Origin of the sequence: Burkholderia sp. BCC1972, assembly GCF_905339605.1 — a bacterium.
In the GTDB taxonomy this organism is placed as follows: Bacteria; Pseudomonadota; Gammaproteobacteria; order Burkholderiales; family Burkholderiaceae; genus Burkholderia.
In genome coordinates this window covers 350,047-362,571 of the sequence record NZ_CAJPGH010000005.1, presented here as the reverse complement: position 1 = coordinate 362,571, position 12,525 = coordinate 350,047, and the positions used below count along the sequence as shown (strand labels likewise).

At 66.7% G+C, this 12,525-nt stretch carries 10 protein-coding genes; 4 read left to right on the top strand and 6 right to left on the bottom strand.

All coding sequences use genetic code 11. From position 1 onward, the window contains the following. Window positions 1-140: 140 nt before the first annotated feature. Together lolA and U5798_RS11130 are read right to left on the bottom strand one after the other, a co-directional pair. Window positions 141-830: an outer membrane lipoprotein chaperone LolA gene (gene lolA / locus U5798_RS11135; protein ID WP_124449002.1), complete on the bottom strand. Its 690-nt coding sequence runs from the start codon at window positions 828-830 to the stop codon at window positions 141-143. Window positions 831-876: 46 nt separating this feature from the next. After that, the gene (locus U5798_RS11130) at window positions 877-3,186 is read right to left on the bottom strand and encodes a DNA translocase FtsK (protein ID WP_322082053.1); all 2,310 of its coding nucleotides are present in this window, start codon (window positions 3,184-3,186) and stop codon (window positions 877-879) included. Window positions 3,187-3,625: 439 nt separating this feature from the next. Here U5798_RS11130 and trxB point away from each other — a divergent pair, with 439 nt between their 5' ends. The 3 genes from trxB to U5798_RS11115 all read left to right on the top strand — a co-directional run bounded on the left by trxB (window position 3,626) and on the right by U5798_RS11115 (window position 6,113). Beyond that, window positions 3,626-4,588: a thioredoxin-disulfide reductase gene (trxB, locus tag U5798_RS11125; RefSeq protein WP_124449006.1), complete on the top strand. Its 963-nt coding sequence runs from the start codon at window positions 3,626-3,628 to the stop codon at window positions 4,586-4,588. A 135-nt stretch (window positions 4,589-4,723) separates the two neighbouring features. Further along, on the top strand, window positions 4,724-5,503 hold the full coding sequence (locus U5798_RS11120; RefSeq protein ID WP_124449008.1) for a Smr/MutS family protein: 780 nt from the start codon (window positions 4,724-4,726) through the stop codon (window positions 5,501-5,503). Then, window positions 5,463-6,113, top strand: coding sequence for a trimeric intracellular cation channel family protein (locus U5798_RS11115; protein ID WP_124449010.1), 651 nt, complete (start codon window positions 5,463-5,465; stop codon window positions 6,111-6,113). The genes U5798_RS11120 and U5798_RS11115 overlap by 41 nt, the downstream gene beginning before the upstream one ends. Window positions 6,114-6,206: 93 nt before the next feature. Here the strand turns inward: U5798_RS11115 and U5798_RS11110 are convergent, their stop codons facing one another. From U5798_RS11110 to U5798_RS11095, 4 genes are all read right to left on the bottom strand, one after another. Next, entirely contained in the window at window positions 6,207-7,325 is a 1,119-nt protein-coding gene (locus tag U5798_RS11110) for an ABC transporter ATP-binding protein (RefSeq protein ID WP_124449011.1), read from the bottom strand. 112 nt (window positions 7,326-7,437) lie between these two features. After that, window positions 7,438-8,295 carry a carbohydrate ABC transporter permease gene (locus tag U5798_RS11105; protein ID WP_011544828.1) on the bottom strand — a complete coding sequence of 286 codons (858 nt, stop codon included), beginning with the start codon at window positions 8,293-8,295 and terminating at the stop codon, window positions 7,438-7,440. Next, window positions 8,285-9,223: a carbohydrate ABC transporter permease gene (locus U5798_RS11100; protein WP_042977917.1), complete on the bottom strand. Its 939-nt coding sequence runs from the start codon at window positions 9,221-9,223 to the stop codon at window positions 8,285-8,287. Before U5798_RS11100 ends, U5798_RS11105 begins: the two co-directional genes overlap by 11 nt. Window positions 9,224-9,361: 138 nt before the next feature. After that, a complete protein-coding gene (locus tag U5798_RS11095) occupies window positions 9,362-10,609 on the bottom strand; it encodes an ABC transporter substrate-binding protein (RefSeq protein WP_124449013.1) in 1,248 nt (415 codons plus the stop codon). A gap of 431 nt (window positions 10,610-11,040) precedes the next feature. On the opposite strand from U5798_RS11095, the gene zwf reads away from it, so the two are divergent. Next, entirely contained in the window at window positions 11,041-12,510 is a 1,470-nt protein-coding gene (gene zwf, locus U5798_RS11090) for a glucose-6-phosphate dehydrogenase (RefSeq protein WP_124449015.1), read from the top strand. Window positions 12,511-12,525: the final 15 nt, after the last annotated feature.

Sequence of the window (12,525 nt, the reverse complement as noted above, 5' to 3'; positions counted from 1 at the left end):
CGGCCGCCGGACCCGACATTATGACAGCCGCGCGACGGCGCCGCCGAGCCTGGTACCCGCGCCGGGTGCCCGTGCGCACAAACAACACGGGCCTGCCGTCGCCGGCAGGCCCGTTGCGGGAGAACGGCGCGCGGCGCCGGTCAGCCGTTGATCACGTCGGCGCCTTTCGGCACGACGAACTTGAACGTGTCGCCCTTCAGCGGCGGGTTCGTCTGGATGTTCGTGAACGTCAGCAGCGTGACATTGCCGAACACGTCGTGCAGTTCCATCGCCGCGAGCGTGCCGTTCCGGAAGCCGATGCCGATCCGCTGGAACTGCGTGTCCTGCGCCTTCGGCAGCATCTCGAGCCATTCGATGCCGCCCTTCTCGCCGGCATCGCGCAGCGTGTAGTTCTTGTCGAGGTCGTTGCTGCCGAACAGGATTGCGGCGGGGCTCGCGCCCAGCGCGCCGTTCAGCTTGCGCTCGGTGACCTGGTTCAGGTCGCGGTCGTACACGTACAGCTTGTCGCCGTCGGCCTGCAGCACCTGCTGGTACGGCTTCTGGTACGTCCAGATGAACTTGCCGGGACGCGCGAACACGAACGTGCCGCTCGAATTGTCGGTGGGCTTGGGCGCAGCCTGCGCGGCGCTCGCGCCCTTGGCCGGCGCCTTGACGATCTGCTGCGTGAAATCGCCCTTCGCCGAACGCACCTGCGACACGAAGGCCTTCAGCTGCTCGGTGCCGCCCGCGAACGCGTGCGTCGCCGCGAGCATCAGCGATGCGCCGGCGAGCGCCGCGCCGAGCCAGCGCCGCGTCGAACGAAGGGAAGGGGCGAACGAAAGTTGCTGCATGATGCGGTTTTCTCCCTGGGTGGCCGGCGCTGCGGGCGCCGCGGACTCATTCCGCGTCGCGCGCCGGCACAAGAATTTCGCGGTTGCCGCTCGACGACATCGCCGACACGAGCCCCGACTGTTCCATCTGCTCGAGCAGCCGCGCCGCGCGGTTATAGCCGATCCGCAGATGACGCTGCACGAGCGAGATCGACGCGCGGCGGTTCTTGATGACGATCTCGACCGCCTGGTCGTACAGCGGATCAGACTCGCCGCCGCCTTCGCCGGTTCCCGCGCCGGCCGAGCCCTCGTCGCCGTCGGCCGTGCCGCCTTCGAGCAGCCCCTCGACGTAGTTCGGCTCGCCCTGCTCCTTGAGCTTCTCGACGACGCGATGCACTTCGTCGTCGGCGACGAACGCGCCGTGCACGCGCACCGGCAGCCCCGAGCCGGGCGGCAGGTACAGCATGTCGCCCATCCCGAGCAGCGACTCGGCGCCCATCTGGTCGAGGATCGTGCGCGAGTCGATCTTCGACGACACCTGGAACGCGATCCGCGTCGGCACGTTCGCCTTGATCAGCCCGGTGATCACGTCGACGGACGGACGCTGCGTCGCGAGGATCAGGTGGATGCCGGCCGCGCGCGCCTTCTGCGCGATCCGTGCGATCAGTTCCTCGACCTTCTTGCCGACGACCATCATCAGGTCGGCCAGCTCGTCGATCACGACGACGATGTTCGGCAGGCGACCGAGCGGCTCCGGATCCTCGGGCGTCAGGCTGAACGGATTCGGAATCTTCTCCTCGCGCTTCGCCGCATCGTCGATCTTGTTGTTGTAGCCGGCGAGGTTGCGCACGCCGAGCTTGCTCATCAGCTTGTAGCGGCGCTCCATCTCCGCGACCGTCCAGTTCAGCGCATGGCCGGCCTGGCGCATGTCGGTGACGACCGGGCACAGCAGGTGCGGAATGCCTTCGTAGACGCTCATTTCGAGCATCTTCGGATCGATCAGGATCAGGCGCACCTGTTCGGCGGTGGCCTTGTACAGCAGCGACAGGATCATCGCGTTGATCCCGACCGACTTGCCCGAACCGGTCGTGCCGGCCACCAGCAGGTGCGGCATCTTCGCGAGATCCGCGCACACCGGCTTGCCGCCGATGTCCTTGCCGAGGCTCAGCGTCAGCGCCGACGACGCGGCCGCGTACACCTCGGAACCGATGATCTCGGACAGGTGCACGGTCTGGCGGCGCTGGTTCGGCAGCTCGAGCGCCATGTAGTTCTTGCCGGGGATCGTCTCGACGACGCGGATCGACACGAGCGACAGCGAGCGCGCGAGATCCTTCGCGAGGTTGACGATCTGGCTGCCCTTCACGCCAGTGGCCGGCTCGATCTCGTAGCGCGTGACGACCGGGCCCGGATACGCGGCGACGACGCTCGCCTCGACGCCGAAGTCCTTCAGCTTCTTCTCGATCAGGCGCGACGTGAATTCGAGCGTATCGGCGGAAATCGCTTCCTGCGTCTTCGGCGCGGGGTCGAGCAGCGACACCGGCGGCAGCGTCGAATCGCCCGGCAGGTCGGTGAACAGCGGCACCTGGCGCTCGCGCTCGACGCGCTCGGACTTCGCCGGCGTGACGACCGGCGGCACGATCGTCACGGGCTCGTGATCCTCGATGCGCACGCGCTCCTCTTCGACCTTGCCTTCGCGGCGCACGGCCGCGGCCTCGCCGAGCTTGCGGTCGCGCTCGGCCTCGCGGCGCAGCTTCGCGACGTTGACGGCGGACAGGATCGCGCCGCCGACGCGCTCGGCGACCGACAGCCACGAGAAGCGGAAATACAGCGACAGGCCGATCGCGAGCGCGATCAGCAGCAGCAGCGTGCCACCCGTGAAGCCGAACGCGTGCGACATCGCACCGGCGACGGCCTCGCCGACGACGCCGCCCGGCGCGCGCGGCAACTGCACCTTCAGCGACCACATGCGCAGCGCCTCGATGCCGTCGCACGCGAGCACGACCAGCACGAACGCGAAGATTTCGGTGAGCCAGCCGATCGGCCGCTCGGGTTCGTCGGGAATCGCCTCGTGGCGCGTGATGCGGCGGTAGTTGGCGGCGATGCGCCGCCCGAGCGGCACGATCAGCCAGTAGGCCGACAGGCCGAACAGCAACAGGATGATGTCGGCCGTCCACGCGCCGACGCGACCGGCCCAGTTCGAGATGTGATCGACCTGGGCGGCGTGCGTCCAGCTCGGATCGCGCCGGCTGTAGCTCAGCAGGGCCATCACCAGAAAGGCGCAGAGCGCAACCTGGAGAATCCAGCGGATCTCCGTGAGGAGCTTCGACATCCGGTGCGGCAACGCCTGTGCCTGGGCGGAATAAGGAGCTTTTGCCATGAATCCGTATAAAGAGGACGGGCCATGCGCCCGCCTGTCGTTCGATCGCGCTTATTGTAAACGCTGCACCGGGCCGCCAAGTGTAAATGACGGTTACATAACAGGGACGGGCAAAGCCAACGCGGCGGATGCGCTCCACGGCTGCCCTTTCGCCCCGCTCCGACCGACCGTCAGGGGCGCCGCCGTCCGCCACCGCGATCCGGCACCACGCCCCGCCGCGCATCTGCGGCAACGCGCCGCCGCGTGCCCTGCCCGCCCCGCGTGCGCGGCCGTTGCACCGCGCGACACTATCGCCGCGATTGAAACTCTCGTTCGGCAACGCAGCAACGGGGCCTTTATAATGCGCGTCTGATACCCATCTATGACGGCATCCCGGTCACCCCGGATCGTACGGCGAGCCCTACCCCGCCCGCCGCGGCCGCCTTTTACGGATTCGCACATGTCCACGCCCAAACACGCCAAAGTCCTGATTCTCGGTTCCGGCCCCGCCGGCTACACGGCTGCCGTCTACGCGGCACGCGCCAACCTGTCCCCGGTGCTGATCACCGGCATCGCGCAGGGCGGCCAGCTGATGACCACGACCGACGTCGAAAACTGGCCGGCCGACGCGAAAGGCGTGCAGGGTCCGGAGCTGATGGCGCGCTTCCAGGAGCATGCCGAGCGCTTCAACACCGAAATCGTCTTCGACCACATTCACACCGCGAAGCTGCACGAGCAGCCGATCCGCCTGATCGGCGACTCGGGCGAATACACGTGCGACTCGCTGATCATCGCGACCGGCGCGTCCGCGCAGTATCTCGGCCTGCCGTCCGAAGAACTGTTCATGGGCAAGGGCGTGTCGGCCTGCGCGACCTGCGACGGCTTCTTCTATCGCGGCCAGGAAGTCGCCGTGATCGGCGGCGGCAACACGGCCGTCGAGGAAGCGCTCTACCTGACGGGCATCGCGAAGAAGGTCACGGTGATCCACCGCCGCGACAAGTTCCGCGCGGAGCCGATCCTGATCGACCGCCTGCTGGAGAAGGAAAAGGAAGGCGTCGTCGACATCAAGTGGGATCACGTGCTCGACGAAGTGACGGGCGAGGAGTCGGGCGTCACGGGCCTGCGCATCAAGAACGTGAAGACCGGCGCGACGGAAGATCTCGCCGTGCAGGGCGTGTTCGTCGCGATCGGCCACAAGCCGAACACCGACCTGTTCCAGGGCCAGCTCGAGATGAAGGACGGCTACATCCTGACGAAGAGCGGCCTGCATGGCAACGCGACGTCGACGAGCGTCGCCGGCGTGTTCGCCGCGGGCGACGTGCAGGACAACGTGTATCGCCAGGCGATCACGAGCGCCGGCACGGGCTGCATGGCCGCGCTCGACGCGCAGCGCTACCTCGAAAGCCTGCACGACAAGAAGTAAGCCGCGAGCCTTGTCGCGCCGGGCGCTACAATGGCGTCCGCTGCCGCGATGCAGGCTCGACCGGAAAGCCGCTGCCGCCGCGCAGCGGCTTTTTTTTGCCCGCGCGCCCGGACGCGCCTGCCCCGTTACCGAATCATGGCGAAGAACCAGCCCCATCCGAGCGATCCCGCGAAGCGGAAGATCGCCGCCCGCCCCGTGAACCCCGCGCCGGCCGCCCCGCCGCCCGCGCCCGATCCGGCTGCCTTGCGCGGCCAGGGCCTCGCGGGCCTCGGCGCATTGCGCAAGTCGCTGCAGGGCGAAGCCGATCGCCGCGAACGCGAGCGCGTCGAAACCGCGAAGGCCGAGCGCAAGGCGGAAGCCGACGCAAACCTGTTCCGCAACGAAATCGGCTCGATCCGCCCGCTGAACGCGCCGCCGCGCGCGTCGTCGGGCCGCACGCCGCCCGATCCGGTGCCGAAACAGACGCAGCGCGACGAGGAAGCCGTGCTGAACGCGACGCTGTCCGACGAATTCGATCCCGAGACGCTGCTCGACAGCGACGACTCGCTGTACTACCACCGCCCCGGCATCAGCCGCGACGTCGTGCGCAAGCTGCGCAGCGGCGCGTGGATCGTGCAGGCGCAGATCGACCTGCACGGGATGCGGCGCGACGAGGCACGCGATGCGCTCGCCGAATTCATCCGCGAAGCCGGCAAGAAGGGGCTGCGCTGCCTGCGCGTGATCCACGGCAAGGGGCTCGGCTCGATCGGCAAGGAACCCGTGCTGAAAGGCAAGGTACGCGCGTGGCTCGTGCAGAAGGAAGAAGTGATCGCGTTCTGCGAGGCACGCGGCAACGACGGCGGCGCCGGCGCGGTGCTCGTGCTGCTGCAGCCGCATGCGGCGCCGGCCGAGCGGGGGCCGCGTGCCGCATCCTAGGCTGACGCTCGCGATCGCGGTACTCGAGGCGATCGCCACGCTGGCCTTCGCGATTTCGGGCTTCATCGAGGCGCGCAAGAACCGCCTCGACTCGGTCGGCACGTTCGTCGTCGCGCTCGCGACCGCGTTCGGCGGCGGCACGCTGCGCGACATCCTGCTCGAGCGCCGGCCGTTCTACTGGGTCGTGCACGACGACTACGTGATCGCGATCTTCGTGCTCGCGCTGTTCGCGCCGTTCGTGCTGCGGATGCTGTCGCGGCTGTCGGCCGAACGGCTGCTGCTGATCGCCGACGCGATCGGGCTCGGCATCTTCAGCATCTCGGGCACGTCGATCGCGCTCGACGCCGAGATGCCGCGCTTCATCGCGGTAATGATGGGCGTGATCACCGGCGTGGTCGGCGGGATCGTCCGCGACGTGCTGTGCAACGACATCCCGCTGATCCTGCGCGACTCGCGGCCGTACGCGACCTGTGCGTTCGTCGGCTGCTGGTTCTACCTGCTGCTCGTGTGGCTGCAGTTCGACTCGGTGTACAGCGTGCTGCTCGCGACCGGCTTCATCCTCGTCGCGCGGCTCGCGACGTTCAAGTTCGACGTGCGGCTGCCGCATTGACCGGCGCATCCGCGGACGAATCACCCGCATCGTCGAAACAAAAAAAGGGGCCGTTCAAAACGGCCCCTTCTTTCATTCAGCGCAAGCGCCGCCTCACGCGATCCGCTCTTCCGTCGCCGGATCGAACAGCACGGCCTTCGACACGTCGAACAGCAGCGACAGCGTCTGCTCCGGCTGCGGGTTCGCAGCCGGGTGCACGCGGCTCACGATGCGCTTGCCGTTCACCTGCGCGAACACGTGCGTGTCCGGCCCGGTCGGCTCGGTCACGTCTACGCGCACGTCGAGCGGCTGCAGATGCGACGCGTCGCCGTTGTGCGCGTGGCGCACGTCGGTGATGCGCTCCGGGCGCAGGCCGAGGATCACCTCGCGGCCGACGTGCGCCTTCAGCTTGCCCGCATCGAACGGCAGGTTCAGCGCGCCGCGCGCGACGCCCGTGTCGATCTCCAGCGCAACGCCGCTGCCCTGCTCCACGAGCCGGCCGTTGATGAAGTTCATCGGCGGCGCGCCGATGAAGCCCGCGACGAACAGGTTCGACGGCGAATCGTAAATGTCCTGCGGCGCGCCGAACTGCTGGACGACACCGTCCTTCATCACCGCGATCCGGTCGCCGAGCGTCATCGCCTCGATCTGGTCGTGCGTCACGTAGACGATCGTCGTGCCGAGGCGCTGGTGCAGCAGCTTGATTTCCGCACGCATCTCGATACGCAGCTTCGCGTCGAGGTTCGACAGCGGCTCGTCGAACAGGAACAGCGACGGATCGCGCGCGAGCGCCCGGCCCATCGCGACACGCTGGCGCTGGCCGCCGGACAGCTGGCCCGGCTTGCGGTCGAGCAGGTGCTGGATCTGCAGCATCTGCGACACGCGGTCGACGATCTGCTGCTGCTCGCTCTTGGGCACCTTGCGGATGTTCAGGCCGAACGAGATGTTCTCGCGCACCGTCATCGACGGGTACAGCGCGTACGACTGGAACACCATCGCGATGTCGCGATCCTTCGGCGACAGGTCGTTGACGACCTTGCCGTCGATGCAGATCTCGCCGCTCGTGACGGTCTCGAGCCCGGCGATCATGTTGAGCAGCGTCGACTTCCCGCAGCCCGACCCGCCGACCAGGATCAGGAACTGTCCGTCCTCGATCTCGATGTCGACACCCTTCAGGACCGGCACCCCGTTCGGGTAGGTCTTGTACACGTCACGGATGGAAAGGCTTGCCATGCTGTGAATCCTCTGTCTCGTCTCGCGCGGCGCACTCGGGCGCCGCGTCGGGTTCGTTTCGATGCGCCGCGCGTCGTGCGCGGCCGGTTCGTCGTATCGGATAAAGCCGCGCCTACCCCTTCACCGCGCCCGCCGTCAGCCCGCGCACGAAGTAGCGGCCGGCGACGATGTAGACGAGCAGCGTCGGCAGCGCGGCGATGATCGCGCCGGCCATGTCGACGTTGTATTCCTTCACGCCCGTCGACGTGTTGACGAGGTTGTTCAGCGCCACCGTGATCGGCATCGAATCGACGCCGGAGAACACGATCCCGAACAGGAAGTCGTTCCAGATCTGCGTGAATTGCCAGATCAGGCACACCATGAAGATCGGCAGCGACACCGGCAGCAGGATCTTCGTGAAGATCGTGAAGAAGCCCGCGCCGTCGATGCGCGCGGCCTTCACGAGCTCGGCCGGCACGCTCACGTAGAAGTTGCGGAAGAACATCGTCGTGAACGCGATCCCGTACACGACGTGCACGAACACGAGGCCCGGAATCGTGTTGGCGAGGCCGAGCATCCCCTGCAGGCGCGCCATCGGCAGCAGGATCACCTGGAACGGGATGAAGCAGCCGACCAGCATCATCGTGAACAGCGCGTCCGCGCCGCGAAAGCGCCAGTGCGTGAGCACGTAGCCGTTGAACGCGCCGATCAGCGACGAGATCAGCACGGCCGGGATCACCATCTGCAGCGAGTTCAGGAAGAACGGCTTCATCCCGTCGCAACGCACGCCGGTGCACGCCCCGCTCCATGCCTTCACCCACGGGTCGACCGTCCACGTGGTGGGCGGCGTCAGCAGGTTGCCGGTGCGCAGCTGGTCGAGATCCTTGAACGACGTCGACAGCATCACGTAGATCGGGAACAGGAAATACAGCGCGAACAGGATCAGTGCCGCATAGATCACTGCCCGGCTGATCGTCATCTTAGGCTGCATTGCGGGTGCTCCTCGATTCCATATACATCAGCGGCACCAGCACCGCGACCACCGTCGCGAGCATCATCACCGAGGACGCCGCGCCGAGCCCGAGCTGGCCGCGGTTGAACGAAAACGTGTACATGAACATGGCCGGCAGCGACGACGACGTGCCCGGGCCGCCTGCCGTCAGCGCGACGACGAGGTCGAAGGTCTTGATCGTGATGTGGCACAGGATCAGCAGCACCGAGAAGAACACCGGGCGCATGCTCGGGATCACGATCTTGCGGTAGATGGTCGGCAGCGTCGCGCCGTCGACCTGCGCGGCCTTGAAGATCTCCGCATCGACGCCGCGCAGCCCTGCGAGGAACAGCGCCATCACGAAGCCGGTCGACTGCCACACGGCCGCGATCACCACGCAGAAGATCGCCTTGTCCGGATCGTCGAGCCAGCCGAACGAGAAGCTCGTCCAGCCCCAGTCGTGCATCACTTTCTCGAGGCCGAGCCCCGGGTTCAGGATCCACTGCCACGCGGTGCCGGTGACGATGAACGACAGCGCCATCGGGTACAGGAAGATCGCGCGCAGCGCGCCTTCGTTGCGGATCCGCTGGTCGAGCAGGATCGCGAGGAACAGCCCGAGGCCGACGCAGATTGCGATGAACGGAATCCCGAACCAGCCGAGGTTCGCGGCGGAGGTCCACCACACGTCGTTCTGGAACAGGTCCGTGTAACGGCCGAAGCCGTCGAATTCGTAGTTGGGCAACAGCCGCGAGCGAGTCAGCGACAGATAGCCGGTAATCAGGATGAAGCCGTAGATGAACACCACGGCGATCGCGACGCTCGGCGCGAGCACGAGCTTCGGGATCCAGCGGTCGGCGAAGGCCGACATCGGCGACGTACGCCGTGCGGCGGCAGCGCCGGATCCGTTTCCGCTAAGAGGGGCAGCCACTTGATTCGACTCCTGGAACGAGGGCGACGCAGGCCGGGCCGGCGCCGGGTACGGCACGGGCCCGCGGGCGAGCCCGTTTGCTGCACATGCAAAAACGCCCGGCCGATGATGCGTTTCCGGCCGGGCGCCTGGCGCGCGTTACTTGACCTTCGCGGCCTTCGCGAGCGCGGCGACCGCGCTCTTCGAATCCTGCTGCGAGTTCATGAACTTCGTCACGACGTCGGTGATCGCGCCGGCGGTCGCGTCGCCTTGCGCCATGCCGTGCGCGAGCGACGGCACGAAGCCGCCCGACTTGATCGCGGTCTGCTCGTCGGCATACGACTTCTTCGCGCAATCGTCGAACTTGTCCATCTTCACGCCGAGACGCACCGGCACCGAGCCCTTCAGCAGGCTGAACTGCTCCTGGAAGTCCGGCGTCATGATCGTCTTCGCGAGCGCGAGCTGGCCCGGCGTCGCGTTCTTCTCGCCCTTCTGCTGGAAGAATACGAACGAGTCGACGTTGAACGTGTACGAATTCGCGGTGCCCGGCACCGGCGCGCAGACGTAGTCCTTGCCCGCCTTCTTGCCGGCGTTCTCGAACTCGCCCTTCGCCCAGTCGCCCATGAACTGCATGCCGGCCTTGCCGTTGATGACCATCGCGGTCGCGAGGTTCCAGTCGCGGCCGTTACGGCCCGTGTCGAAGTAGCCCTGGATCTTGCGCACCGTGTCGAACACCGACAGCATCTGCGGCGACGTCAGCGTCGCCTGGTCGAGATCGACCAGCGCCTTCTTGTAGAACGCCGGGCCCTGCGACAGCACGACGTCTTCCCACAGCGTCAGGTCCTGCCACGGCTGGCCGCCCATCGCGACCGGCTGGATGCCCGCGGCCTTCAGCTTGTCGGCCACCGCGAAGAATTCGGGCCAGGTGGTCGGCACCTTCGCGCCGACCTTGTCGAGCGCGGCCTTGTTGATGTACAGCCAGTTCACGCGGTGCACCGAGAACGGCGCGGCGACGGTATGGCCCTTGTACTTGATGATCTTGTCGATTTCCGGCGGCAGGTTCTGCTTCCAGTCGCCGGCAGCGGAATCGATGTTGACGAGCACGCCCTGGTCGGCCCAGTCCTGGATCAGCGGGCCCTTGATCTGCGCGGCCGACGGAGAATCGCCGCTGATCACCTTGGTCTTCAGTGCGGTCATCGCCGCGGCGCCGGCGCCGCCCGCGACCGCGAAGTCCTTCCACACGTAGCCCTGCTTCTGCACGTCGTCCTTCAGCACGCCGACGGCCTTCGACTCGCCGCCCGAGGTCCACCAGTGCAGCACGGTTACATTCTCGGCTGCCTGCGCCGCCACGGCGCCAGCCATCAGACCCGCGGCGCAGAGCGCGCCCATGATCGAGCGAACTTTCATTACTTATCTCCTCCAGACTGAATCAACTCGTGAGGTTCCCTGATCGGGAACCGGCTTCTTGATAACGACGGGGAAATCGAGCCGCGGGACGCATGCAGCGTACGGGGCCGATGACCGGCCGGGCTCTTACAGAAAGCGTGAATCGAGATTCAACGGCGTGTCTCCTCTTTGTGTTTCTGGCCCGCCGCAATGATGCGACGCGAGCCCGGGGCCGACGGCGCGCCAACGATGCGCGCCGCCAATGTCCGATAACATTCGGCACAAGGCGTTCCCGAAGGCGAAGCTCGCGCAGCTCATCGGCCGCACATCTTTTTTTCTTCACCCAGGTGCTACCCCTTGCGGCGGATTGTAGTTAAACTACAATTCAGTGTCAAAAATATTTTTATCGCACTACGGATCGCTTCCGAGCACCCCCAACACGGCGGAGACACATGCATACCGATTCCAGCTTTACCTTCGTACTTTTCGGCGGCACCGGCGATCTGTCGATGCGCAAGATCCTGCCCGCACTGTTCGAAGCGCACCGCGCGAACATGCTGGCGGCGGGCGGCCGGATCGTCGCCGTGGCGCGACACGAATCGGATCGGGCGGCCTATCTGGAATGGGTCGACACGCACGTGAAACCGCATGCGGCGAAGGCCGCCGGCAAGGCCTTCGACGAAGCGGCGTGGACCTCCTTCCTCGATCGCATCGAGTACGTGAAGCTCGACCTCGGCCGTGCGGACGACTACGTCGTGCTGCGCGACGCGATCGCATCGCTGCCGGGCATCCGCGTGTTCTACCTGGCGACGGGCCCGTCGCTGTTCGTGCCGATCTGCAACGCGCTCGCGTCGGTCGGCCTGAACGAAGGCGCGCGCATCGTGCTCGAGAAGCCGCTCGGCTACGACCTGAAATCGTCGAACGCGATCAACGACGCGGTCGGCGAGATCTTCACGGAAGGCCAGATCTACCGGATCGACCATTACCTCGGCAAGGAGCCGGTGCAGAACCTGCTCGCGCTGCGCTTCGGCAATGCGCTGTTCGAGCCGCTGTGGCGCCGCGAATGGGTCGAAAGCATCCAGATCACGATCGCCGAGGAACTCGGCGTCGAGGCGCGCGGCGATTTCTACGACAATACGGGCGCGCTGCGCGACATGGTGCAGAACCACCTGCTGCAGCTGCTGTCGATCGTCGCGATGGAGCCGCCGCATTCGATGGATTCCGACTCGGTGCGCGACGAGAAGCTGCGCGTGCTGCGCGCGCTGAAACCCGTCGATCCGCGCGACATCGGCAAGGTGGCCGTGCGCGGCCAGTATCATGCGGGCGTGATCAAGGGCGCGCAGGTGCCGGCGTACGCGACCGAGCCGGGCGTGAAGCCCGACAGCCAGACCGAAACCTTCGTCGCGCTGAAGGTCGAGATCGAGAACTGGCGCTGGGCCGGCGTGCCGTTCTTCCTGCGCACCGGCAAGCGTCTCGCCGACCGCGTCGCGGAGATCGTCGTGAACTTCCGCCCGGTGCCGCACTCGGCGCTCGGCCCGACCGCGCTGCGCCCCGGCTCGAACCGCCTCGTGATCCGGCTGCAGCCGAACGAGACGATCCGCCTGTACTGCCTCGCGAAGCAGCCCGGCGAAGGGATGAACCTCGCGAGCGTGCACCTCGACCTCGCGTTCGACCAGTTCTTCAAGGAAGGGCAGATGGAGGCGTACCAGCGCCTGCTGCTCGACGTGATCAACGGCCGGCTCGCCCTCTTCGTGCGTCGTGACGAACAGGAGGCCGCATGGCGCTGGGTCGAGCCTATCCTGAACGAATGGGCGCGCACGCTGAAGCCGCCGAAGCCGTACGCGGCGGGCACGTGGGGGCCGGCCGCGGCGAGCGCGATGCTCGCGCAGCACGACACCTGCTGGCTCGAAGAAGAAAACTGATGTAAACCGTCGCCG